Annotated in this window: 20 protein-coding genes; 10 read left to right on the top strand and 10 right to left on the bottom strand. The window is 65.9% G+C overall.

Annotated features, from left to right (window positions below):
• Window positions 1-10: 10 nt before the first annotated feature.
• Window positions 11-694, bottom strand: a complete 684-nt coding sequence (locus ACFE64_RS03455; protein WP_375391059.1) for a glutathione S-transferase family protein — start codon at window positions 692-694, stop codon at window positions 11-13.
• Window positions 695-1,049: 355 nt separating this feature from the next.
• On the opposite strand from ACFE64_RS03455, the gene ACFE64_RS03450 reads away from it, so the two are divergent.
• From ACFE64_RS03450 to ACFE64_RS03435, 4 genes are all read left to right on the top strand, one after another.
• Window positions 1,050-1,256, top strand: coding sequence for a hypothetical protein (locus ACFE64_RS03450; protein WP_375391058.1), 207 nt, complete (start codon window positions 1,050-1,052; stop codon window positions 1,254-1,256).
• A 183-nt stretch (window positions 1,257-1,439) separates the two neighbouring features.
• Window positions 1,440-2,369 carry a sugar phosphate isomerase/epimerase family protein gene (locus tag ACFE64_RS03445; protein WP_375391057.1) on the top strand — a complete coding sequence of 310 codons (930 nt, stop codon included), beginning with the start codon at window positions 1,440-1,442 and terminating at the stop codon, window positions 2,367-2,369.
• 125 nt (window positions 2,370-2,494) lie between these two features.
• On the top strand, window positions 2,495-2,734 hold the full coding sequence (locus ACFE64_RS03440; protein WP_375391056.1) for a hypothetical protein: 240 nt from the start codon (window positions 2,495-2,497) through the stop codon (window positions 2,732-2,734).
• Window positions 2,727-3,713 (top strand): GGDEF domain-containing protein, encoded by a 987-nt coding sequence (locus ACFE64_RS03435; RefSeq protein WP_375391055.1) that lies wholly within the window; start codon window positions 2,727-2,729, stop codon window positions 3,711-3,713. Before ACFE64_RS03440 ends, ACFE64_RS03435 begins: the two co-directional genes overlap by 8 nt.
• 185 nt (window positions 3,714-3,898) lie before the next feature.
• On the opposite strand, the gene ACFE64_RS03430 is transcribed toward ACFE64_RS03435, so the two are convergent.
• From ACFE64_RS03430 to ACFE64_RS03420, 3 genes are all read right to left on the bottom strand, one after another.
• Window positions 3,899-7,936, bottom strand: a complete 4,038-nt coding sequence (locus tag ACFE64_RS03430; RefSeq protein ID WP_375391054.1) for a hypothetical protein — start codon at window positions 7,934-7,936, stop codon at window positions 3,899-3,901.
• Window positions 7,933-10,425, bottom strand: coding sequence for a beta strand repeat-containing protein (locus ACFE64_RS03425; protein WP_375391053.1), 2,493 nt, complete (start codon window positions 10,423-10,425; stop codon window positions 7,933-7,935). Before ACFE64_RS03425 ends, ACFE64_RS03430 begins: the two co-directional genes overlap by 4 nt.
• Before the next feature lie 176 nt (window positions 10,426-10,601).
• Window positions 10,602-11,339: a hypothetical protein gene (locus ACFE64_RS03420; protein WP_375391052.1), complete on the bottom strand. Its 738-nt coding sequence runs from the start codon at window positions 11,337-11,339 to the stop codon at window positions 10,602-10,604.
• Between the two features lie 248 nt (window positions 11,340-11,587).
• On the opposite strand from ACFE64_RS03420, the gene ACFE64_RS03415 reads away from it, so the two are divergent.
• Window positions 11,588-11,776: a hypothetical protein gene (locus ACFE64_RS03415; RefSeq protein WP_375391051.1), complete on the top strand. Its 189-nt coding sequence runs from the start codon at window positions 11,588-11,590 to the stop codon at window positions 11,774-11,776.
• A 594-nt stretch (window positions 11,777-12,370) separates the two neighbouring features.
• On the opposite strand, the gene ACFE64_RS03410 is transcribed toward ACFE64_RS03415, so the two are convergent.
• From ACFE64_RS03410 to ACFE64_RS03390, 5 genes are all read right to left on the bottom strand, one after another.
• Window positions 12,371-12,766, bottom strand: coding sequence for a recombinase zinc beta ribbon domain-containing protein (locus tag ACFE64_RS03410; RefSeq protein WP_375391062.1), 396 nt, complete (start codon window positions 12,764-12,766; stop codon window positions 12,371-12,373).
• An 83-nt stretch (window positions 12,767-12,849) separates the two neighbouring features.
• Window positions 12,850-13,080: a hypothetical protein gene (locus ACFE64_RS03405; RefSeq protein ID WP_375391050.1), complete on the bottom strand. Its 231-nt coding sequence runs from the start codon at window positions 13,078-13,080 to the stop codon at window positions 12,850-12,852.
• Window positions 13,081-13,510: 430 nt separating this feature from the next.
• On the bottom strand, window positions 13,511-15,547 hold the full coding sequence (locus ACFE64_RS03400; RefSeq protein WP_375391049.1) for an amidohydrolase family protein: 2,037 nt from the start codon (window positions 15,545-15,547) through the stop codon (window positions 13,511-13,513).
• Between the two features lie 343 nt (window positions 15,548-15,890).
• Entirely contained in the window at window positions 15,891-16,901 is a 1,011-nt protein-coding gene (locus ACFE64_RS03395) for a cell wall hydrolase (RefSeq protein ID WP_375391048.1), read from the bottom strand.
• A 210-nt stretch (window positions 16,902-17,111) separates the two neighbouring features.
• Window positions 17,112-17,750, bottom strand: a complete 639-nt coding sequence (locus ACFE64_RS03390; protein ID WP_375391047.1) for an outer membrane protein — start codon at window positions 17,748-17,750, stop codon at window positions 17,112-17,114.
• 435 nt (window positions 17,751-18,185) lie between these two features.
• Here ACFE64_RS03390 and ACFE64_RS03385 point away from each other — a divergent pair, with 435 nt between their 5' ends.
• From ACFE64_RS03385 to ACFE64_RS03365, 5 genes are all read left to right on the top strand, one after another.
• Window positions 18,186-20,096, top strand: a complete 1,911-nt coding sequence (locus ACFE64_RS03385) for an SLBB domain-containing protein (protein ID WP_375391046.1) — start codon at window positions 18,186-18,188, stop codon at window positions 20,094-20,096.
• Between the two features lie 74 nt (window positions 20,097-20,170).
• Entirely contained in the window at window positions 20,171-21,193 is a 1,023-nt protein-coding gene (locus ACFE64_RS03380) for a hypothetical protein (RefSeq protein ID WP_375391045.1), read from the top strand.
• Window positions 21,190-22,536 carry a glycosyltransferase family 87 protein gene (locus ACFE64_RS03375; protein ID WP_375391044.1) on the top strand — a complete coding sequence of 449 codons (1,347 nt, stop codon included), beginning with the start codon at window positions 21,190-21,192 and terminating at the stop codon, window positions 22,534-22,536. Before ACFE64_RS03380 ends, ACFE64_RS03375 begins: the two co-directional genes overlap by 4 nt.
• A 90-nt stretch (window positions 22,537-22,626) precedes the next feature.
• Window positions 22,627-23,556, top strand: coding sequence for a glycosyltransferase family 2 protein (locus tag ACFE64_RS03370; protein ID WP_375391043.1), 930 nt, complete (start codon window positions 22,627-22,629; stop codon window positions 23,554-23,556).
• Window positions 23,504-23,968, top strand: coding sequence for a GtrA family protein (locus tag ACFE64_RS03365; protein ID WP_375391042.1), 465 nt, complete (start codon window positions 23,504-23,506; stop codon window positions 23,966-23,968). Before ACFE64_RS03370 ends, ACFE64_RS03365 begins: the two co-directional genes overlap by 53 nt.
• On the opposite strand, the gene ACFE64_RS03360 is transcribed toward ACFE64_RS03365, so the two are convergent.
• Window positions 23,953-24,981: an FkbM family methyltransferase gene (locus tag ACFE64_RS03360; protein WP_375391041.1), complete on the bottom strand. Its 1,029-nt coding sequence runs from the start codon at window positions 24,979-24,981 to the stop codon at window positions 23,953-23,955. The genes ACFE64_RS03365 and ACFE64_RS03360 overlap by 16 nt on opposite strands.
• Window positions 24,982-24,990: the final 9 nt, after the last annotated feature.

Below are 24,990 nucleotides of genomic sequence, written 5' to 3'. Positions count from 1 at the left end.
GCCGCATACCTCAGAAATAGCGGATACGCTTCTGTCTAAGTGAAATCGAGCCTAGACTGATCACTGACCTAGGCTGTCGCACCCCATACGAACGATCGACAGCACGCTTGTAGGCGTCACGGCTCGTAGTTCGTGCAAGGTAGGCCTGTTCGGCGTCGTTGGGGACAAAGCCGGCGTGGTTGGCGCCAAGACTCAGCGCGTAGGTCACCGAAATGTCGGCCGCAGTAAACCTGTCGCCGGCCATGTAGGGGAAGCGCGCGAGCTGCCGCCTGACGAGCAGCAGTCGTCGCTCGACGCACTCGCGCGCCCATCGGGCGCCCCAGTTGTTCCGTTCCGCCTCGGGCGCGATGAAGCCACTCACCAGCGGGACCATGATCAATGTCGCCAAGCCAGCTTCGCCCATGTGAAGGAACTGCTGGTAGGTCGGGAAGGCCGGATCGTCCGGCGACGGCTGAAGCGGCGTGGGCCCGTAGCGGCCCATCAGGTACTCCATGATGGCAACTGACTCGACCATCGTGACGTCGCCGTCCTGGATCGCGGGCAGGAACTCGCCGGGATTCACCGCGAGCCACTCAGGGTCCTTCTCCGCGGCCAGCATGTCCACGTGCCGCACGCGGTACGGCAGGCCCATCTCCTCCAAGACCCAGACCGCGCGGATCGAGCGCGAGGTCTGTCCGCCCCAGACCGTGATCATCGTCTTGGCTCTCACTGCGTCAGTGGCCGTCGCTCAGGAGTTCAGCTTCGGATGCCAATCCGGATCCCGTCCTTCCGGTGTCAGGTCCAGGACATTCCACAAGGGTGCGAGATCCGGCGCGCCTCGTGGATCCTGCCCGGGGTCGGCCGTTGTTCCGCTCATCTCACCAGACCAGAAGAGCTCGCTTGAACCTCCAGCCGCTTCTGAGCTCCCCAGCTTCGGACATCTGTTCAGGTCGGGCGAGCATCGGCTCGACTGTCAAACACAACGTCGGCTGGCGGCCTTGATCGATGCGCGACCCGCTCGGGCTGAACCGAGCTCGCCTTGCGGCGTTTGCGATCTGAAGGAGAAGAGCATGGCCAAGCTGTCTGAAGCTGATCGCGACAAACTGCCCGCGAGCAAGTTCGCCGAACCTGAGAAGCGAGCGTTTCCGATCGAAGACGCTGCTCATGCTAAGAACGCGAAGGCACGGGCGAGCCAGGCCGTGAAGGCGGGACGTATGTCGAAAGCCGAGGAAACCGAGATAAACAAAAAAGCCGACACGGTAATCAAGAAGGGCTGAGCGGCATTCAGGTCGGGCGTCACGGAGCTGGCAGGAGCTCGGTAGCTCAGGCCAGAACGAGCCAGTTCTGGACGTTCAGCACCAGGCAGTCCCTTCCCAATCCGAACCTTGGTTCAGGAGCACAAAGCTGCATGCTGGCTCAGGCCCAAGGCAGATTTGACCGATGATCTGATCGCTCATTAGATGCACCGCATGGTAGCGAATATGACCACAGGCTGGCCTAGGCGCGCATTGCTGCGGGCGGCGGCCGGCGGTGGAGCGGGTCTGATTGCCGCGTCAGTTTCTGCGGCGCGGCACCTGTTCGCTTGGCCCCTGGCGGTCCAGCTCTGGTCGGTCACTGACGAGCTGTCGCGCGATGTGGACGGGACGCTGCGCCGATTGGGCGAGCTAGGGTTCCAAGAGATCGAGTTAGCGGGCCTACATGCTCGAACGCCGACCGCGTTCGCCGCTGCAGCCGCACGCGCGCATCTACGTCCGGTCGGCGCGCACTATGCGATGGGCGACCTCCTGATCGATCCTGCCCGCTGTATCGGTGAGACACGCGACGTCGGCGCCCGCTGGCTGGTGGTTGCGTCGCCAAAGCCGGACCAGCCGTCCGCGGCAGGCGTCGGCTGGCTAGCTGCAATGCGTGCGGCGATGACGGCAGACGCGTGGCGACGAAACGCGGATACGCTGAACGAACTCGCTACGAGAGCGCGTGCTGCAGGTCTGGCATTTGCCTACCACAATCACCCAATCGAATTTGCTAGCTACGACGGTCAACGCGGAATCGATATTCTGCTCGCCCGCACGGATGCTGCGCTCGTGAAGTGGGAGTTGGACGTGGCCTGGGCCGCGGCAGGCGGCGACGATCCGGTGGCGCTGTTACAAAGTCACAGCGATCGCATTCGGCTGCTGCACGCCAAGGGTCTTCGGGCGAAGCCTGCGCTGGGAACTTACGGCACCGATTTCACAACTGGCGTCATCGGCCGCGAGGACGCGATCGACTGGCGTCCTGTGTTCGCTGCTGCTCGCGGCAGTGTCGAACATGTCTACATCGAGCAGGAGCCGCCGCACCGCGTGCCGGCCCTAGCGGCCGTTGCGCAGTGCCGCGATCAGCTAAAGGCCATTTAACCCGGAAGCCGCCATTCCGGGCGACTCCGCTGCTCTCGACAAGCGGCCAGCCGTTCATGCCGATTTGGCGCCTGTTAAACGTTCCAGTTTAGGGCCTGCGGTCACCGTATCGCAGAGGATGACCCGTGCGCATTGATCAACTGCGTCCCCCGCCTACCGCCGCCGAACCGCTGGAGATTCCGGCGGAGTTGCTGGACAGCGTCGATCGACATCAGGCCCACCTGGCCGCGCTCATCGCAAGCCTGCAGGTCGCGGGAGTCCAGGACGATATGATCGAGGCCAGCATTCGCACGCTGGTCGACAGCTATGCCGATGAACTGACGACCGCGGTTCGCGCGATGATGAAGGGACAACATCATGAATGACCCTCGGCTGCACGATGAGGACGCGCGGATTGCGGCGCTCCGCCGTCTGGACGTGCTCGACACCGCTATCGAGGAACCGTTCGAGAATATCGTGACGCTGGTCCGCACGGTTCTGGCCGTGCCAATCGCGACGGTGACGCTCGTCGACCGCGATCGTCAGTGGTTCAAGGCGCAACGGGGCCTGGACCGGTCGGAAACGCCGCGCGCGATCTCCTTTTGCACCCACACGATCCAACAGCGCGAGCCGCTGATCGTCGAAGACGCACATCTGGACGCGCGGTTTGCAGCCAGCCCCTTGGTCGTCGGCCCACCGCATATCCGCAGCTATGCCGGTGTCCCGCTGCGCACGCCGGAAGGGTATAATATCGGTTCACTTTGCGCGATGGACACGCGCGCCAGAGGATTCAGTCCCGCCGACATCGCCATCCTCAGCAATTTCGCCAACATCGTGTGCGACGAGCTCGAATTGCGGATGATCGCGCAGATCGATCAACTGACGGGCGCGCTCACCCGGCGAGGCTTTGTCGAGCAGGCGGAGCGCGAGATGGCCCGGTCGCGTCGGTACGGTCGGCCGAGCACGTTGGTGATGCTCGACGTGGACCACTTCAAGTCGGTCAACGACAGCTATGGGCATGCGACCGGCGACCGAGTCCTGCACCAGATCTCGGAGATCGCCGGGAGTGGACTGCGGCCAACCGATATGTTCGGACGGCTTGGCGGCGAGGAGTTCGGGCTACTCCTTCCCGAAACCGGGGGCGACGAAGCGATGGTGGTGGCGGAGCGGATTCGCCAAGCCATCGCCAATTATTCGCTGCCAGTTTCAGAGGGCCGCACGCTGCAAGTTACGGCCAGCTTCGGGGTCGCGGCGCTGACGCCACGACTCACCTCGGTACCCGCTTGGCTCGAGAGCGCCGACGCGATGCTCTACGCGGCCAAATCAGTTGGGAGAAACTGTGTGCGACTGGCAGAACTGGTCTGACCCACAACCAGCCGTTCAGCGGCCAGCAATCGCCGCCCGGAACCAGACGCTTGTTCATCTCAATTATGCAGGTGTTGCGCGCAGCGTCATTAGGCCGTGCAGCAACGCTGAAGACCGATGGACTACGCCGAACCTGTCCGGAACCAGGCCGCCGCCGACGAACTCGACAGCCCGTTCCATACCGACTAGAGTCGTACGCGCGCGCCGACGCGAACGGCTCCCAACCGGTTGCCCCCGCCCGCCCACAGGTCGCCCCGGACGAACACAGTCCCCCGGCCGATGTCCGTCTCGAGGCCCGTCCCGACCCGTCCGAACTTGCCGGGCGTTACGCCCTGCGCGACGAAGCCGACCGGCGCGCCGGTGAGCGAGAAGGCGCGCGCCGATCCGATGTCCGGCTGGAACACATACGCGCCCTCCACGAAGGCGCGCAGCGCGCCCCTCGTCTCGCTGGCGCGCGCGCCCACCTCCGGCGATAGGATCGACTTGGATGCCCGGCCGGAGGTGACGCCCAACGCGCCTGCGTCCCGCTCCGCGAAGCCGTTGAGACGCCATTGACGCCATTCCAGCCCGGCGAATGGAGACAGCGTGATCGCCGCCATCGGAAGGTCGAGCGCGGCGCGGCCGTTCAGGCGTATTTCGCGCCCGTCGAAGCTTGCTGTCGCGAACCGGCCGAAGCTCTGTAGGTTGCGGGACGTGTTCCAGCTCGACCAGCCCGCGACCGCCTGCCCCGCGAGCGACAGCGCGCCGATCCGGCCGGCCGCATAGCCCCCCAACATCCAGCCGTTCGCGCGAGCACGCCCGATCCCCGCATTCGCGTCCGTCCAGCCCGGGCCGACGCCGATGCCGGCAGTTATGCCTCCGCTCGTCACGGCCAGCCCAACAATCGCGCCGTAATTGTTGGCGGTCAGCTGCCGCGCGCCCGTGCCCGCGTCGCCGCGGGTTCGGGTGCCCGCGCCCCCCACGCGCAGCCACAGCGAGACGGGACGCGCCGGATCCGAGTCGATACTGGCCAGCGCATCCGTCACCTCGCCGAACGGCCGGGTGGTGGAGACTGCGGCGAGCGACCCGTAGAACGACGCTTGGCCGAACTCGTCGAGCGCCCCGGCGGCCCGACCCGCGCCTCCGGTGTCGAGCCCCGCGATCACCGCCGCGAGATCGCTTCCCGCCCCGGCCGTGACCGCCGCCGGGATCGCCGCCTGCAGCGCCCCGGCGGCGGCGGCGGCGTTGCCGTTGCCGGCGACGCTCGCATAAGAAGTGCGCGTCACGTTCAATGACACGATCGTGCGCCCGCCCTCCGTCCGCGTGGCGAGCCCGAAGTTGACAAAGGGAGAGGCAAAGGCGTTGACGCTTGCCGTCGAGGTGAACGCGCCGCCGACGCTGGCGATGTCCGGCCCGCGGCCGCTCAGGTAGATGCCCTGCGGCGCGGCGATGTTGACGACGCCCGCGAGCGACAGCGCCCCATCCACGCTCAGGAAGCTGGACGTGGTCGTGAGCGAGGGCGCGGTCTGGAGCGCAGGCGTCGGCGAGGCCGCGAGCACCAGCGTACCGGCCGCCCCTTGCGACACGTTGCCCGTGACGGACAGGGTCACGCCCTGCACCCCCGACAGCGCACCGCTCGCGATCCGGCGTCCGACGACCAGCGTTCCATTGTTCTTGACCGCGCCGTTGACGCCGAACACGCCCTGGCCCGTCGCGGAATCGACGCCCGCCACACCGAGCTGCAGCTCGCCGCCCGCGACACGGACGAGCGGCGCGTCGACGGTGAAGGTCGGCGATCCGGCACCGCGCAGCAGGGGCGCGCCAACAATCGTGAACGCGCCGCCGCCGGTCTTGGTGACCGAATCGACGCCGCTGACGCGGCTGCCGGATGCGAGCGCTACCTCCGGGCTTAACGCGCTCGCGCCCGCAGTGCCGAGCGCGGGGTCGATCGCCGCGAACGCTGCGTAGTTGGGCGCGGCCGTGAAGCTGACGCCGCCGCCCGCCGGCTGCGCGGCCTGCAACGTCGGCCCAACGCCGAGGAACCCGTTCCCGTTCAGGTTCACGGCGGTGCGGGTCAGCCGCCCGGACGTGTCCTGCTGCCCCGTCACGTCGCCGAGCGTGACCGACCCTTCGTTCAGGTTCACCGTCGCGGTGACGGTCGACGTCCGGATCGGGGAGACCGTGGCGGGATCGGCCGTGGTTGCGCCTTCCACGCGCACGCCGCCGAGCAGAAGGCCGTTCTGGTCAAGCGTGAGACTCTGGGCAAACAGCGCGGACGGCGCCGCCGCGGGCGAGGTCACGCTGGTGGTGACCAGGTTTCCGTTGGCGTCGAACGCGTTCGTGGACGTGACCGTGTTGGTGTAGGTCCGCACGCCCGCGCCGAGCAGGGCGACGCCCCGGATCACGCCCGCGTTGGTGACGGTGCCGGTTCTGCCGGACACCCCCGCGCGGCCGCTGATCACCCCCGTGTTGGCGATGCGCGCCGATGCGGCGACGGGCGTGTACGTCGTGGTCGCCACGCTCGTCTGCGGCACCGTTCCGCGTGCGGGCGTGAACACGGTGGTGACGTCCCGCCGCTCGCCGACGCCTGCGGCATCGACGTTCCCGTAGATCTGGCCCGAGTTGGTGATCGTTGCCCCGCCGACGCTCTCGACGCGCACCGGGACGGATGCCGAAAAATAGCCGGTCGGCGCGCCGATCACGCCCGCGTTTGTCAGGCTGGCCGGGCCGGCCACGGGCGTGAACGTCTGCCTCGTCATGGAACCGGTGAACACCCCGGTGTTCGGATCGTAGCTGTAGGTCGTCGACGCCGTCGTGTTCGCGGCCGTGCCGACGACGCGGACGGGCGCGCCGCCCGTGAGCAGGCGCGAGCCCGCCGCCACGGTCAACACGGAGCCGCCGAAGCCGTCCACGGTGACGGCCCCGCCGACCGCGTTGGCTTCCCCGGCCTGCGGCGCGCCCGAGATCGCCAGCGTGGCGACGCCGCCGCGCGCGGTCGTCGTGGACGTGACGGTCTGCGACGTCTGGCGATAGACCAAGTATCCCTGTGGGCTGGTGACGGCATAGCCTTGGGTCGTGGTTGTGACGCGGTCGGACGCGTTCGCGGTGACGCTCACCGTGTCCGCCGCGACGCCTGTCACGTCGAGGGTAGCGGCACCCCCCTGGCTCGTCACGGCCGCCGCGCCGCCGATCCGCCCCGCCACGTCGGCCCGTGCATCGCCGGCCAGCGGCGACACCGTGTCCGTCCGCGTGGTCACGATCGTGTCGACGCCGTTGGCGAACGTGTCGGTTTGGTCCGTGCGCGTGTCGGTTCCGCCCGCAGCGACGGTGAAAGCGCCAACCACGGAGCCCGCGTCGACGCTCGCGGTCGCCGCCGTGCTGCCCGCGCCGGTGCCGACGCCGGAGACCCGCACCGATCCGACCCCCGCGCCCGCGAGCGTCGCCGTCGCCGTGCCGCCCGCGAGCCGCGTGGAGGTCGAGGACGTCGTGGTCGACGACTGCTCGACGAAGGGCGAGTAGTAAGTAGTGGACGCGGCGCGCGTGTAGATGGTGGTCCCGTCGAGGCTCGTTGTCGTGTTCTGGCCCGCGCCCGCGTTGAGCAGGAGCGCGCCCTCGATCACCCCGGCGTTCACCGTTGCGCTCGCGGCGCCGATCGCGGCCTGCACGGTTACGTTGCCGGTGCCCGCGCCGTTGTTGCGGACCGCGCCCGTCACGACGACGCTGCTCGGGCCGCCCGTCGCGGTCCGATTGCCGCGGCTGCTGATCACCGTTGTCTCCGTCGCGGCCGCCGTGCCCGCGCCGACCAGCGGCTGCGTCGTGACCCTGTCGGCGGAGGAGTTGGTCGTACTGGCGGTCGCGCGCCCGGTCGAGCTGGTGACGTTCGCGTGCACGACGCCCGCCAGCGTGGCGGTGCTCGAGCCGTCCGCCGTTTGCGTGATCTCCGTCCGTTGCGCCTGACGCGGGTCGGTCGGGTTGGTGCCGACGGTCCCGCTATAGACGGCGACGACGTTTCCGCCGACCGGTCGCGACGTGCTGTTGTTGGTGGACGTGTTCGTCGAAACGGTGGTCGCGCCGCCGCCGGTCGCCGGGGTCGACGTGTAAACCGACTTGTTGGACTGGTTCGAGGTCGTCTGGCTGGCGGTCGCGGCCAACGCGATGCCTCCCGCGACGGTGCCGTCGTTGCGGAAACTTGTGTTGCCCGTCGCAGTCGCGGCGACGGACCCTGCCGAGCCGGTATTAGTCACGCTCGCATCGGCCGCCACAGGCGTGCTGGTGTTGCCGGATTCGACTGGTTGGTGGAGGTCGTCACCCCGCCGCTGGTCGTCGCGGACCCCGTGCTGTCGCTGCTGTTCACCGTGTTGGCGGCGCCCGCCGCCGCCCGGAGCGCGCCTGTGACGGAACCGGCGTTGACCACCATCGCGCCCGCATCGCCCGTCGCGACCACGTCACCGGACATGACGCCGCCAGCCAGAATCGTCGCCGTTGCCTGACCCCCGACCGCGGTCGAGCTGTTGCTGTAAGCGTTGCGGTTCGGCCCGCTGGTCGATGTGCTCCGCGTGTCGACGCCGGTGGCGGTCGCGGAGAGGCTCGGGGCCGGGCTGTAGTTTTGCGCGTTCGCCACACCCGCTCGTCCCGCAAGCGTGGCGGTCGCCGGGCCACGGTTGCTGCCCGCCGACACGGAGCCGATCACGCTGCCCGTCGCGCTCACCATCACGGTCGCAGGGCCGCCCCGCGCTGACGAAGAGCTGTCTTGCGTTTGCGTGTAGTTTGCCCCTCCAGCCGAACTGGTGGACGTCGTCGTGGTCGTTCCGTCGGTGCCGTACGCCGACACGAATACGCCGCCGAACGGGCTCGCGGTCGATCCGACTACGCCGTCGATCGTGGCGGTCGCGCTCGTCCCGCCCGACACGCCGACGCCGCCAGCAACCCGCCCGGTGGCGGTGACGAGTGCGCTGGCCGCGCCCGCGCGCGAGGTGTTAGTGTTGGCGCTGGTGCTGTTCGAGCCGGTCGTGCCCGTAGAAAAGCTGGAACCTGACGAGGTCGTGTCCGACCCTTGCGCGACCACGCTCACGCCCCCTGGCGTTTGAGCGGTCCCGACCGTGCCGGCGATGGTAGCGGAAGCGTTGGTGATGCCGTTCACCTGCACGGCGCCGGCGACCGAGCCGATTTCGCCTATCGTGACGCTCGCGGCCCCGCCACGCTGGGTGGTGCTCGCCGATGATGTGGAGGAGCTGCCGGAAGGATCACTGCGGCTCGAATAGCTCGATGTCGAGTCGGCCGCCCCCGCCGTCACGGCAAGATTGCTGACGTAGTAGGACGAGCCGCTGGTCGAGCTGATCGCGCCGTTGACGGTTGCACCGGCCGTCGATCCCCCGATGACGGACACGCCGCCCGCGACGTTGGCGCCGGTCCCGACCGTGACGCTGGCCGTTCCGCCACGCGACGTGCTGGTGTTCGCTCCTTGGTAGCTCGACGAGGCGTTCGCGCCGAAGCCGGAAGAGGTCTGCGAATTGGAATAGGCCGTGTCTGCCGCGTTCGCCGTCACGGTCAAGAGCGGCGAGCCGTACAGTTGTCCGCCGGGCAGCATCGCGCCGTTCACGGAAGCGGTGGCGATGGTGAGCCCCGTGACCGATGAGGTCCCGTTTACCGTCGCGCCGGAGCTGACCGTCAGCGTGGCGGCACCCCCGACAGCCTGGCTGTTGTTGACATTGGTCGAAGCAGAGTTCTGTACTTGGTACGAATAGGTGCTCCGGAAAACCGTGTTCGCATCCAGCGCACTCACGGTGACCCCGCCCGTCGTGCCGCCGATCCCCACGGTCGACCCGCCGATCCCGGTGACGGATACGCCAAGGAAGTTGGGCTGGGTGCCGGGCGACCGCAGGACGCCGTCCACCGTAGCGCTGGCCAGGCCGCCCGTGACGGACGTCGTCCGGGTGCCATCGGCGGCGGTGGTCGTGGTGGACGCGCGCGACGCAAGGGTTAGTGCGTTGAAGTAATAATAGTTGTAAGGCCCGCCCTGCATCGCGCCGCCGCCCGTGTAGCTCTGGTCGCCCGAGCCCTGTAGCGACACCGTGCCCGTCACGGTCCCGGTGTTCGCGAACGATCCCGCACCGGCCCCGGGGCTGCTACCGAACTGTGACCCCACGCTGACCGAGCCGTTGACCACGCCCGAGTTCACGCCCGTGGACCGGCTCGCGCCGGCGACCGACAGGTCGGTCGTCACGGTGGGCGATGTGCCGATGACGCCAGCGTTGTTGATGGCGACCGAGGCGCTATTCGGAACGTATATTTGGCGCTGGACGGTCGCGATCCTGGCGCCCGCGTTGATGTTGAATGTCAGGTTCGGCGGCGTCGCGCCATCGATCGCCTGCTGCGCTTGCCCGTCCGTGGTCGCGCCGTTGCAGGTCACGGTGGACCCGCTCGTCACGCATTGAGCGGCGGCCGGAGCGGCGCCGACGCACCCGACGGTGAGCGCGGTCGCGGCGACGCCGCCCAGCAGAAACGGCTTGACCGAATTATGCATTGATGACGTCCCCCGCGGGGCGGGATATAGCCGCTCTCGCGACGGCACAACCCAGATCAAGACGTGATCGGCGGTCGGAACGCGATGCGCCATCCGGCGATCGTCCCGGTTCGACAGCAATCGAGCGCCCTTAGCTACGCTGGCCTCATGCAATGACAACGGCTTCGACCGGTAGCGCGGCCTGTTCGTTTTAGGCAGGCTGAGACCCACAAGCAGACGATGAGAGCGGCGTGGCCAGCACCCGATACCAGTCATTCGTTCAGCTGAAACTAGCGGCATTCGATTGATTGTTGCAACCGACGCTTACTTGTTAAAAAGCGGTTATCCGCGACTTGGGCGCTGATGACGTCGGGTCTGCGATCGCGCCGACGCGCTATTGGTCCGACCTATGCCGCCAGTAGCAGGTCTTGTTCCGCGAGAGCACTCAGATACGGTGACAAGCCGTCGCAATCTTTCGACGCGATGATCTCGAGCCTCCTTTCCGCTCGACTGATTCCTAGATACAGTTCTGACGGGAAATTTCGTTCTGAATGGCCGCGAAAGCCCCCATCTGGCACTAGGTTCGCATTCGCGTCAGCGAGCACGACCGTGTCGAATGGCAGCCCCGCCACGTATTCCGGCATGCTGAAGACGATGCGTCTATTCATATAGCGCAGCTTGTTGATATCGTCACGCGAACGGATCACGAAGACTTCGCGCGAGTGCTGATATTCCGCGGCAAGATAATAGGTGCTGAACCGCTCGTAGTCGAGACAGAGGATCGCCACCTGCCCACCTCGGCTCCGCGCCTCTCCCTGCAGGGACGCCGCAAGCTCCATCGATCGCCTGAAGACCCGCGTCGCGTCGGGCTCGATCCGGAAATTTGGTTTCGGTCCGCTGCCAACCTTGCTGACGCCCGTTGGAAGGTTCCAGTCGTCGTTCATGTCGAGCGCCGGCGCCGCGTCGATGACGCCCTTGATCAGGTCCGCTATCTCCGTCGTGTAGCGATACACCTCGACAAGGTCGATCTTGTCGGGGTTAGGCAGACGAGCCCGCTGGTAGATGCCGGGAGCCCTGTCGTCCTTCTCGTCGCTGACCTCGGTGTAGACTTGCCTTGGCGACTGCTTGGGATCTAGCGCCATCATGACGAGCGGCGTTCGATCGCCGTTCGAGCAGGTTGTGGAAGATCAGCCGCTCCTGGGCGTTGAACAGGTGCATCTCGTCAACGAACACTACGTCCCACCCTCGGGCCGCACGCGCCGCCTCCCAAAAGAACGTCTGCAACTCGTTGAGGTAGTCGCTCACGATCTGATCCGACGAGATTAGCCCGTGCTCTTTAAGATGGCCCAGGAAGTCGGCCCAGAGCCGGAAAACTACGTCCTTCTCCGTCGAGTTGGCCAGCGGCATCATGCAGGCGTTCGACCAAGGCAGCAGCATGCTGGCGCTCGGACTCACCGCGGCGCTCACCTATGCCGGCACTGGCGATCTGCGTTTCACGATGCGCGTACTCGCGATCGTGGCGTGTATCGCCACGGGGTCGTCCCAATCGTCGGACGGCGCCAGTTCGAGAGCGCTGCTGTAGCGCACGCCGCGGAGATCAGCTCTTCCTTGTTCGGGAAGTGCAGATAATCGCCCCAGTACTGAGCCCCGCCTTGCGGCAGATGTCCGCGATCGGTTGCGCCGCAGGGTGGGTGGCCATCTCGGAGAAGATGCTAATCCAGACCATGCGTCTGCTGGACCGTCATGGATTGGTGCGTCGGCATTCCTACGCCGCGGTTTTCGCCGAGGGTGGAATACTCGCTGAATGAACTCGACGTATCGTTAAGCGAACTCGTCAGCGCGCTCGACCTTTGGTGGAGCGACACGCTGGCGAGATCGATTGTGCGCGACGTTCGTTCGACGGGGACCGAAAGCTATCGGTCGGCTAGGCAGCATATCGTAATAATCGCTCCTAAAGCCGGCTCTGAAGCAGAAGCCTAGATACGAGCCCGATTGGTATATTATCGCGTTGCAAGTTGAGCACAAAGCGGGTGCCCGATTTGGAGATGCTGCCGCCTTAGTCGGTGCAGATTACTGGAACGGGACCGAAATTTCCCGACGATCAGAGTGCCCGATCGGGTGGTCCATGGGGCACCACTTCCGGTCAGAACCGCGAACTGCGGCGGCGGCGCTCATCTTACCCTTGGTGGCTGCAGCTTCGAGCATGGCGATAGAGCCGGCCACGATGATCTCCTTGTCGTTGATAGGAGCAGCTTGAGCTGCGACGGTCGAGAACTAGCCGGAGAAGGCCATCCAGCACGATAGCGTCAAGCGCGTCTTCGGGGATCACCTTGCTCGGGCAACTCGCGGCGCCGGCGGTCGCTTCCGGTTGCGGACATAGTAGCGATAGGCACCGCCTTTGCCGGTTGCGCATGACCATTCCGGAACCGCACTCGGGATGGCCGCACGTGGCGATCCCGCCGAGGAGACCGGGCGAGTTGGTGATCCTGGGCGGCTTACCGCGGGCGCGGCCTTGGCGCGAATGGCGGCGACGTTGGCGATCAGGTCGGCGCGATGATCTGTGGCAGGCCACGACAATGGCCTCGGCCTCGGTCGGCTTACTTCCCCTATCGTCCACGGCGCGATCGCGGTATGAGCCGCTGTAATGCTCGCGGGTCAAAATGACATCGACGTTGCTATGGAAGAACGACTATGCTGCGAAGCGCGTATCCGTTGGCGTTGAGGTGCTTGGCATGCGCGGGTACCGATTGGCCTGCCGGTCAGACCCAGGCTGGCGAGTTCGTAGATCAGGCGGACAATCGCCGCTTCTCCCCCAATGATGAAGAGCTTCTTGCGTCCCTTGCGACCATCGGTGACGACGACACGCGATTCGTAGCCGAACGGCACCGGTTCGCCGTTCTAGTAGCCAGCGCGGGCATTGCCGCGGCGATCACGGGCAGTGAAGCTCGAGGCGTCGTTTGCATATTTTCCATTTACCAGACCGATCATGCCGCGCATGAACGGCCGTTGGCATCATCGGCGATACATCAATCACCGAATTACCGAATACCTGCTTCATCCAATGTTTGTTTCGCGGTCATCTGGGTCAGCAACCGCCGCGCAAAGCGTGAAAGTGCGTAAGCGACGATGATCTGAATAGACCGGTTCGCCGCGGTCGCCTGCGCAATCATGCGGTCGAATTCACGCGACGGAGCTTGCGACCGGAGACGTTCAGTTCTTCAACGCCTCGGCGACGGCGACGCCGTGCTTCTCGCACCAGGCGCGGCAGGCGGCGCGCTGGGCTGCGCCTCGCCGATGATCGTGCGAGGTTACTCAGTCACCTTGGCATCCCGCTAAGGCCGCTCGCCTGCCGAAGCGCTTGCCCGTCCAGGCGATAGCCGTCCAGGAACACCGTTTCCACGTGGCGGAGGCTGGCGATATCGTGCGAGACATCGCCGTCCACCAAGATGATGTCGGCCGTCATGCCCGGCGCGATCGATCCGGTGCGGTCGGCCATGCCCGTCATCCGCGCAGGAACGATGGTAGCGGTCTGCAGCGCCTCGGCGTTGGTCAGTCCAGCCTGCTGATACAGCTCCAGCTCTCGCACCAGTTCCAGCCCGGATCCGTCGGTGCCGGCGACGATCGGTACGCCGGCCTCGTGCAGCTTACCGACCAGTCCGATCATCTTGGCGAAGCTCTTGCGGTAATCGTCTCGCGTCAACCCGCCGGACAGGGGATAACCCGACGTCTTCCACCCGCGCGCGACGCCCGGCGGCGAGACGGCGGCGAACGGCGCGTACTCGGGGGCGATCGCCGTGCCGTCGGAGGTCATCAGCGGTTCCCACACGACCAAAGTCGGGTCGACGATCGTGTGGTGGGCGACCAGCTCCGCATAGAACGCCTTCATCGCCGGCGAGTCCAGGTCGACATCCTTGCCGTAGCGCGCCGGCCCCTCCAACCGCGCTGCCGTGTTGGACTTGTCCACCACGTCCTGCGGCATCGCCTGCATCATGATGAAGTTGATGTGCGTGACCTCGTCATAGCCCGCGCGCACCGCGTCGAGCGGGCGCATGCCGGCGGGGACATGGCCGTGGACGTGCAGCCCCAGCCGGTGCGCCTCGGCGGCGCCCGGCGCGATCCAGGCCGGGTCCATCGAGGTGTAGAACTTCGCACCCCACAGCCCCGCCGCCTTGATCTTGTCGACCGCGGCGATCGTCTCGGCCGCGGACGAGACGGTGAGCGCGCCTTGGGCGGCGAGCGGGTCCTTACGGTCGATGATGACCGAGATCTTGCCGTCGGGCGCGAGGAGGTCGCCGGCGGCACGTCGCTTGTAGATGCTGAGCGCATCCTCGATCATCGTGCCCGGGCTGCGATAGTTCGTCATGCCCGTGGCGACGTTCTGCAGCAGGTTCCAGTCATCGCCGACATGCTGGTGTGAGTCCCACAACCCCGGCGTCAGCGTCCTGCCGCGGCCGTCGATCACGCTGGCGCCAGTCGGCGCCTTCACCGTGCCGCCGACACCCACGGCCGCGACCTTGCCGTCGGCGATCAGCACCGCTCGGTCAGGCAGATACCGACCCGCGACTGAATCGAACATCAGCACGTGATCGATCAGCGTGGGCGTGCGGTTCGCGGGCACGAGGAATCGATGAGCGTCGTCGCGCACCATGGCCGCGATCGCCTTGTCCTGGATCGCCTTCAGCTTCGGGCCGGCCGCTTCATATCCCTCCGGCAGCAGCGAGATCTGGCCAGCGTTCCCGAAATACCGGTTGTCGGCGCTGAGCCATACCGGGAACGGGGAGAAGCCGTAGCCGGTGATGAAGGCGAGCTTGACCGACTTCTGGCCCTGCGGCCCGTCGATCCGCGCCGGCGCGCCGATCGCGATGAAGGCGTGGCCGCTCGGTAGCAGGTCCACGCCCTTGTCGCCGGCAGCCACCAGCGCCGCCACGTCAAGCTCGCTCGCCAGCGGTGGGCCGCCATAGCTGTTGTAGCGCCGTCCCGTGAATGGCGCGGCGCCGTTGTCGACGGCCGTCCTCCAGTGCGCGTCGCCCGCGGCATCGACGTGGAAGTCCTCGGTCGCATCGCCCTGGTCGGTGTAGCCGCGTACGGCGATCGTGGTGGGCCGGCCGTCATGGCCCAGCGTGACCAGCTCATCGTTTTCGGTCACCCAGCCGCGCAGGGACATCGACATGCGATAGGCGCGCCTGCCGTCCGGCAGCCGCCAGGACCAGATGTCGCCATGCTTTCCGGCGACGGAGCTGATCGTGTAGTGGCGCGCACCCGCCGGCGGCGTCATCAGCTGCTCCTTGGTCGCCGGCTCGGCGGCGGCGAGCGGCGCGGCGGTCAGCAGGGAGGCAAGAAGGAAGCGAAGCATGTGGCGTTCCCCAATCGGAAGTGGCCAGAGTGGCAAGCCGTTCGCGTCCGCGCAACGCAATCGTGCATGGCTCTCGATTCCGGCTCGCTGAGCGCGACCAGACGGAACTCGTGCTGGTGAGACCCTTGACCGGCCATTCGGGCCGCTTTCCGCTCTCCACCTTCACGCGCTCATTTATCAGAGGATGCATGACGAAGGTCCGGCCGCCGCCGCCGACAATCATAACGCGCAGCGATTGGCGATCTGCGGTGTCAAGCAGCGATGCCGCTCCTGACGCACTCCCTCCATACTCATCATGCGCGAAAAGCCTTGGACTCACGCGCATCGAGTCCGGTCCTGTCAGTCACGATCCGGGCAGACGCGGTGCCCCGCCGTGCAGGCACTCGCTCGGGTCGGGACGAACGACGCGCTCGCAATCCCATTGGCTGCGCTCCAGACCCGTCCCCCTGTCCCGAGCGTAGCTGAACGCCAAGGACGCCAGCTGATCGGGCGAAAGCGGCAGGGCACGGGCGACGCGCCGACGGTCGGTCCATCCCAGCACGCGGCAGATCTCACGCGTCCCGCACAGCGCTCCGGCCCGACGAGCATAGCCTGATTCTCCGCCGGGCAGGAGTTCGACGAGGAACATGTCAGGATCACTCGCGGTCGAAAGGACCGGGCGATGGCCTCCCGCCGTGACGGTCAAGCCGGCACCGGCGAGCGCATCCTCACCAATGCCGGCATGCGCCGGAGAAAGTCCGGCGAGCGCAGCCACCACAGGTTCCTTGATGTCGCTGGGCTGGTTGAGCGCTGCAGCTCCGCCCCACCAGCCGGTCCAGCGGAAAAACAGATGCGTGTTTACCTTTGCAATCTTGTCCATGCTGGCGCTCCAGGCAGGGACCACCCAATCAGTATGGTAATGCGTCGCGATCCCGACTGTTTCGTCAACCGCACCCGACAAGGCGGCGGCGGCGATCGCGCGCGCGCCGCCCCATGCCGACGGCGTAGGTCGGTAACGGATCAGCGCCCCTCGACAGGTGAAAGTGAACTGACAGCCCGTGGTACGTTGCGAACCTTCGAACACCACCGCGCAGATCGATTTGGGAAATGCAGGATGCCGAACCCGGTTCAGCACCACTTGCACCACGGCGCGTTGGCCCATCGGATCGCTGCCCGCCTCGTAATAGGCAGCTGCGGCCAGACAGTCGGTGGCACGCGCTCGATCCGCGTCCGCGCCGGTAAACCGGAATGGCTGGGCCGGGCTTGGTCGGCCGCTCGCGAACGGCACGCCGGCGTTGATGGTGCGAGCGGATGCCGGTGCCACCTTCTCAAAGTGGAGCGGTTCCACGACCGGGATCACCGACCGCGACAGCACGCGTGGAGTATGCAGCCTACTCCTGTGAGTCGGTGCGTCCGCGGGCCGGACAAGTAGGAAGGCCAGCGGGACGCCGATCGATACGACACCTAAGCAGAGCAGGACCGACTTGATGATCGTGTCGGACCGGGTCAAGGACATGTCGGCAGGCGCAGTTTACCGTAGCAATCCGGGCAGGGGCGGTCATGCCCCTGCCCGCGAAGCGAACGATCAGAAGCGGACCCCGAACCCGCCAAGCACCTGACTCTTGGTCTGACGATAGTCGGTATTGGCAAAGCCATAGGGCTGAAGGCTGAAACGGCTCGTCTGGGTGTAATCATATTCGACTTTGATATACGCATGCTCGGCCAGGGCATACTCCGCGCCTGCCCCGACGCGCCATCCGTCCTCGTTCACATGCGTGTTGAAGGTGCCACCCGCTGTGAAAGTCGATTGCACCTTGACGCTGGTATTCACGTACGCCCCCTTGCCATAGACGAGCGCACGCGGCCCGAACTTGACACCCACGCGCGCGCCGCCTTCGATCTCCCGCTCGGGCCGGACGCATTGGTCCGGCAGGAACGCCGGACGCGACGCGCAGAAATTGGACGTTGGCAATGCATAGCTACCGAACGCCCCAACCACGAGGCCCCCGACGCCGATGTCAAAACCGCCGAGCACACCCGCAACGCCGCCCGTGTGCTTGGTTTCGGCGCCAGCCGGCGTCGGATTGATCTTGTAGTGCTGGAAATCGACCCCGCCGAAACCCTCGACGCGCGGCCCGGTGAACACCGGATCAACGTCCTGAGCCATGGCCGGGATCGCCGTCAGCGCGGTTGCAGCAACGAAAATCAGTGGGATCAACTTCATACGACATCTCCGCTTTGGCGGTCCGCGCGACGGACACTTGCAGCCTGGCCTTACCGCCAAGCCGTGTCTTTGTTCCCAAAATGAGGCCAACGTCCCCAGGCAGCCGCCGATTGATCCCGTGTGTTGCCCTTGTGCAACGCAATAGGCCAAGGATCCACGCCGCCACTGGTCGGACACCCTCTTGGCGTACGGGTTCGCTTTCGGCTAAACGCGTGGCCAACACGAATATCGCACGGCGTCAGACGGTAAGCCCGGCTGTATGCGCAGGAGACAATCTTGAATCATACTGGGCGCGATGCGGCGAAGGTGCGCCGTGACGATGTGGCCTGCGGCGTAAACAAGGCATCCAGATGCTTTTCTGCCGATGATATGCCGGCGCGCGGATCCCGTCCTCGCGCGATGTCCGTCCGCAACGCCGGGACCGGTCTCGTCGCCATGACAACGCTTCTGGCGGCAAGCGTCGCTCCGGCCCAGATCAACGGCACCGTGGTTCCGATCCAGCAACAGGCCTATGGTCGCAACGGCGGCTTTGATCAGCAGGCACAGGCTCAGGCCGCGCCGGTGCAAGCGTCGGCACCGTCGATCGCGCCGACCGCCCCGCCGCCAAATATCAGCGCCGTCCCGGCGCAGGCCGCACAGATCGGACAACAGGTCCAGACGGAAGGAGCCAATCGCGCCACGACCGGCGTCAACGAAGTGCCGGTCGCGACACCGACCGGGGAGCGGCTCGCACCTTCGTCCCCGGGCGAGTACGAGCGCTATGTGACGCAAGTGCTGGGCAGGGAGGTGCCGCGGTTCGGCGCGTCGCTGCTGCTGCCATCGGCCCGCAATTTCACCCCGCCACCGACCGCGGCGGTGCCCCCCGACTATCGCCTCAATCCGGGTGATGAAATTCTGCTGGGGCTGACCGGATCGGTGGAGTCCGAGTTGCGCCTGACGCTCGACAATAGCGGCGCGGTGTTCATCCCGCGCGTAGGACGCGTCAGCCTGGCCGGGGTGCGTAACGGCGATCTTGCCAGCGCGCTGTCGCGCCGGATCAGCGAGGAATATCGCGACTATCGGATCGCTGTGTCGGTGACCCAGCTGCATGGCATTCGGGTATACGTCACCGGGTTTGCCGCGAATCCGGGTGCTTATACGGTCAGCAGCCTATCGACCCTGGTCAACGCGGTGCTGGCCGGCGGGGGGCCGACCGCCGGGGGCAGCTTTCGCTCGATCCAGGTGCGGCGCGCCGGCCGCATCATCAGCGATTTCGATCTGTACGATCTGCTGCTGCGCGGGGACAAGTCGAAGGACATCGTGCTCGAAAACGAGGATGTAATCTTCATCACCCCCGTTGGACCGCAGGTGGCGGTGACGGGTAGCGTCAATGCCGAGGCGATCTATGAGGCGCGCCCGGGTGAAAGCGTTGGTCAGGTGCTGGCGTACGCCGGCGGCCTGTCCACCCTCGCCGACCCGTCCAGAACGATCGTTTCGCGCTTGTCGGAGCTGGATCGCAACGGCTGGGTCCAGCTGAACCTGGCCGACGCCAACCAGACGGCGGTCGCGGGCGGGGATATCCTGCGGTTGCTGTCGGTGGCAGATTATGCGCGCCCGCTGGAACGGCAGAACATCCTGGTCACGATCGAGGGCGAGGTGGACAAGCCGGGCCATTTCTATCTGCCGCCGAACGCGACCATGGCCGACGCGCTCGCCGCGGCAGGTGGCCTGACGCGGCGTGCGTTCGTCTACGGGGTCGAGTTCGATCGCGCGCGGGTCCAGCAGGAGCAGCAGCGCAGCTTCGACGAAGCGCTTCAGCAACTCGAGCTGTCGTTGGCGGCGGCACCGCTGGCCAACACCGCACTCGATTCGAGCGATGCGGTCGTGCGGGCGCAGCAACTCGCAGCGGCCCGCGCCGTGGTCGACCGGCTGCGTGCGGCCCGGCCCGATGGGCGCGTCGTGCTCGAGGTGCAACCGGACTCGACGGCGCTGCCGTTGACGACGGTGCTGGAGAACAACGATCGGCTCTACATCCCGCCCGAGCCGACCACGATCGGCGTGTTCGGCGCGGTCTATCGGCCAGGTTCGTTCCAGATCAACCGCGCGCGGCGGGTGTCCGACTATCTCGATCTCGCCGGCGGATCGCAACGGGTCGCCGACCGGCGCGAAATCTTCGTGGTGCGCGCGAACGGAGCGGTGATCACCCGCCGCCATGGGGGCCTGAACCAACGCGCACTCCCGGGCGACGTGGTGTTCGTGCCGGTGAAGACCCAGGGCAGCACCTTTTGGGCCCACGCGCGCGACGTGGCCGGGCTGCTGATCGGTGCCGGTCTAAGCGCCGCCGCCGTGATCTCGCTCACGCGATGACGAGAGTGCTGGCGTTGACCGATGTAGCTGCGGGTTGGCAATGGTATCGCCGGCCCTGGTTACGGCGAGCGATCTTGGGTGTCCTGATCGTGATTGCCGCGCTCTTCACGCTGTTTCCCGAGCGGTATGTCGCGGACGTGAAGCTCGCGCCGCAGGACACCAACACGGCTGGATTGAGCTCGATCCTAAGTCAGCTGGGCGGTAACTACGCCGCACTGCTCGGTAATCATCAGCCGGTCGAAATCGATCTCGCCATCGGGCGTAGCTTCGACGTGCAAAAGGACGTGGCCCGTACCCTCGGGATGGTGGACGGAACGGGCGCGGGTTCGCTCGATCGCGCCGTGCGCAAGCTAAACGCGATCGCCGACGTCCGCGCTTTGCGCGCCGGGATCATCGAGATCGAGGTGAGCGGCCACGATCCCGACCAGACCCTGCAAACCGCGCAGGTCTATGCCCGCGCGCTGCAGAACCGGCTGGCGACTCTCAGCCGCGACCAGACCGCGTTCAAGCGCACCGTCCTGAACCAGCGCATGCAGGAGGCGACCGAGCGCCTGAGCCGCGCGGAAAACGCGGTGAACCGCTTTCGCACGCAAAATCAGATCATCGCGCCCGAGGCGCAGCTCAGCGACGCCGTTGCCAGCCTGTCCGCCTTGCGCGCGCAATATCAGGCGGTGCAGGTCGAGCTTGCCAAGGCGCGTCGGTTCAATGCCGAGCAAAGCTACCAGGTCAAATCGATCCGCGCGGCGCTGGCGGCGATCCAGCGGCAAATTGCCGACGCCGAGGACCGCACCCGGAGCGCCAATGGCCTGACCGCCTCGGGCATCGCGCCGCGGGCGGTGGAATTCGATCGGCTCAACCGCGAACTGGGTTTCTCGCGCGCGCTGTACGAAAGCTACACCCGCTATCTCGAAGGCGCGGCCGTCGAAGATTTGACGGCGAACTTCAACATGCAAATCCTAGAACCTGCCTTTCTGAAACCGGAACGGCAATTCAACCCGATCCCGCTGGCCGTTCTAGCGTTGCTGGTGTTGCTGGCGATCGCGTCCGAATTTTATTGGTTGCGGCCCCCAAGCGGGTCTCGCCTCGCCCCGGCATGACCGCAGGCACGTCGCAGGAGCAGTCCGCCGGCAAATCTGTCTGGCGATCCGGGCGTGGCATCGAATGGCTGTTCGCGGTGGCGTTGATCGGGGGCCTGGTGAAGGCCTATGTCGATCTGCGGCACCTCGGCTATCTGCCGCTGCCATTCTGGCCGGACCCGAACGACGTATACGCGGATGGCTATTCGACCGCCTGGTGGGCGTTCAACGGCGGGATGTACGATACCTGGCGCACGGTGTACCCGCCGCTGTCGTTCGTCTTGACGAAGGCGTTTGGCGAGACCCGCTGTTATGATGCCGATGTCGGGTTCGTGCGCGATTGCGACTGGAGCCTGTGGCTGTGGACGCTGGCGTTTTACCTGCTGAACGCAGGCCTGGCGTATCGCAGCTTTCGGGCCAACGATCGCGGCTCTGCGGTTCCGCGCGCGGTGATGTTGATGCTCGGATTGCCGATGCTGTATTCGTTCGAGCATCTCAATTTGTTGGTTTACGCCTATACTGGGCTGATCGTCATGTTCGGGATCGGGGTCCGATCGGCGCGGGTGCGCTGGCTGGCGATCGCCATCGCGATCAATCTCAAGGTGTATCTGATCGTCGTTCTGGCGGGCCAGCTTCTCAAGCGGCGCTGGCGGGCGGTGGAATGGTCGCTGATTGCAACCGCCGTCGTATACGCCGTCTCGTTCGCGATCGTCGGGCACGGCACGCCGATGGAAGTTTATCGCAACATCGCCATTTTCGCGTCCGACGCGGACCGCTCGTCCAACTGGTATTTCGTCTTTTACGCCAGCTCCTATGCCTCGATGGTCGAGTTCTTCAATTCCCAGTTCCGGCTGATGCCAATCGTCGGCTCGTGGGAGCTGGAGTTCTGGGGCAACGCACTGACCGTGTTGCTCAGAGTGGTACAGCTGGCATCGCTGGCGGCGTTCGTCGCGATCTGGGCAACCCCTGCGCCGATATCCCGGACGCGCATCGCCGCCTTATGTTATTTGCTGGTGCTGATCAGCAACGAGACTGGCGGCTACACCGCGGCTGGAGCGATATTCCTCGTGTTTTTCGAACCGTGGCGCGGGGCAGGGCGAATCACCGCGCTTGTGTCGTCCTTCATGCTCTGCCTTGCTTTTGATTACCGGCTGGTGCCGATCGGCTCGCATGTGACCGACGCCTATTTTGGCGGCCGCCCGGTCTGGCAGGACATGTGGTTGAGCGCGGGACCGTTCGCCCGTCCCGGATTGCTCATCCTGATGCAGATCGGCCTTATCGGGGCGACCTGGGGCGACCTCATGCGACATCGGCGAGAGCGTCGGAGCGAAGCCAGCCTGTCCTCGCAGCCGATCCTGGCGTGACCAGCCGTCTGCGGGGTTGCGACGCCGCAAGCACCGGCTATGCCGGGATAAGCCTCTGACCTTAATTCAGACCCTAGCATCGGTGCGATTATGACTCCCGACATTTCGATCGTCTGCCCGTGCTATAACGAAGAGGCCAATGTCGAAGGCATCGCCGCCGCGGTGATCGCACAGCTCGAAGCTTGCGAGGTCAGCTTCGAATATCTGTTTATCGACAACGCCTCGACCGACCAAACCGTATCGATCATCGAGCAAATGTGCGCCCGCGATCCGCGCATCAAGCTGATTGCCAACACCCGCAACTTCGGGCAGATGCGATCGCCTACGCATTGTATCTATGCGACGGTCGGTCGCGCGGTGATCGGCATCGCCTCAGACTTTCAAGATCCGCCCGAGCTGATCCCTGAGTTCATCCGCCGCTGGCGGGCCGGCGCGCCGATCGTGCTCGGCACTCGCATCGTCGAGCGGAGCAGCTGGTGGTTGAGTTTGGGCCGAAAATGGGCTTACGGCTTCTTGAAGCGGTTCGGCGATTACTCCATTGTGCCGCACGCGACCGGGTTCGGGCTGTACGATCGCAAGGTGGTCGACCTGCTCGCGTCGCTCAACGAACCCGAACCGTTCTTTCGCGGCCTGCTGGTCGAGACCGGCTATCGCATCGAGACCGTACCGCACGCCCGCGCGCCCAGGGTAAGGGGGATCTCGTCCAACACGTTTTTCCGGATGGTTGACTTCGCGCTGTCCGGACTGGCCGGTTCTGCCAAGAAGCTGTTACGCGCACCGTTGTTTCTGGCGCTGTTCTCGCTCGTGCTCGCCGGTATCGCGGGCGGTGCGGCGTTGCTGAGCTGGCGGTGGGGCGGCCCGACCGGCTGGCTCGGGCTGCTGGCGTGCCTTGAGCTGAACGCGGCACTGCTGTTCCTATTCCTCGGCCTGTTGGGCGACCAGGTGCGGCTGATATCGGAGCGGACGCGTGGCACGCCGCTGGTGGTCGAGCGGGAGCGGATCAATTTTACGCAGGATTGAGGCCCGCATCATCGGCCTGGACCCGCGGCTGGAACGTCCGCTGCGGCTGGTCCGCTTTTATGGTATTGCGGCGATCAACACGCTGTTCGGCTATGGCGTCTATGCCGGCTTCATCGCGCTGGGCGTAAACCTGTTCGTCGCGCAAATCCTGTCGCAGGTGATCGGGGTGTGCTTCAACTATTTCTCGTACAGTCGCGGCGTCTTCCGCCGGCCTCCGGGATCAAAAGCAGCCTATATCGGCGCCTATGTCGTCAATTATCTTGCCGGACTGACATTCCTGGCCGGCTTCCACGCGATGGGATTATCGGATTATCTTGCCGGGCTGGCCACGCTGCTTTGCGCATCCCTGCTCAACTTTCTCGTGCTCAGCCGGTTCGTGTTCCGCGCGCCCAAAGCTCAGTGGACCGCATAGAGCACCGTGTCGAAGCCATTGAACCCGTGCTGACGCACGAACAGCCGCGCTTCGGGCAGCAGCTGGTGGACCAATAACGGCAGCTCCCAAAGGTCTTCGGGCCGATGATAGATGCTGACGGCCAGCGCCGGCCGGCACCGCTCCAGCGTGCGCCGCATGCCCGTCAGCGCGCTCCGCTCCGCGCCCTCGATGTCGAGCTTGATGTAATTGGGCGCGATCGTCGGGAGCACTTCGTCGAGCGCCACCACCTGAACCATGCTGTCGCCGTTGTCGGCAGCGTGCGAGCCGGCGCTCTCGCCCGACGCGAAGCGGATTTGTGCGGTTCGCTCCCCCAATCCGCACGGGAACAGTGCCGCCATGCCGACGTCGGGATCGCGCGCGGTGGCAACCAGTGCAGCGAAGTTGGCGAGGTCCGGCTCGAACGCAAACCATTGCGCGAGCGATCGGCCCGATGCGCGGACCGACGCGAGCGCGTCGCCGGTGAAGGCTCCCCCGTCGACCAGGCAAAGCGGTTCATGCGCCAGCGGCACGTCAGGTGGGAAATATTGCGAGGCCTGGTGCGAGGCCGGATGCAGGGCGTGATCGGCGGTGATTCGGAACCCGGCGATACCGGTCAGCACCTCGCGCGAGTGCGCGTCGGCGACCAAGCCGGACGCTTGCTCGATTGCGTCCAGGTGACCGGTGCTGTGCTCGCGCGCGGTGAGCCAATAACTGCCGAGCTCGGGGCCGATCAGATCGGGCAACTCGCCCGGAACGATGATTTCACCAAACCCCTTTGCTTTGGCCCAGGCCAGGATCGGTGCGGGATCAACGGCGAAGTTGTGGATCCCGACGACCAGTACGCCATCGACGGCCGCCTCGGCATCGACGTGATCGGGCAGCACGGCCGGAACGGGCAAGCTGGCGGCGAACCCGGGATCGCATGCACGCCGGTCGATGATGCCGTGCACCGCCAGCCCACGGCCGAGCAGCGATCGCGCGACAAGCTGGCCATAGCCGCCGGCCCCGTACACCCAGCACCC

Source organism: uncultured Sphingomonas sp., from assembly GCF_964250165.1.
In the GTDB taxonomy this organism is placed as follows: Bacteria; Pseudomonadota; Alphaproteobacteria; order Sphingomonadales; family Sphingomonadaceae; genus Sphingomonas.
This window is presented reverse-complemented; position numbering and strand designations above follow the sequence as displayed.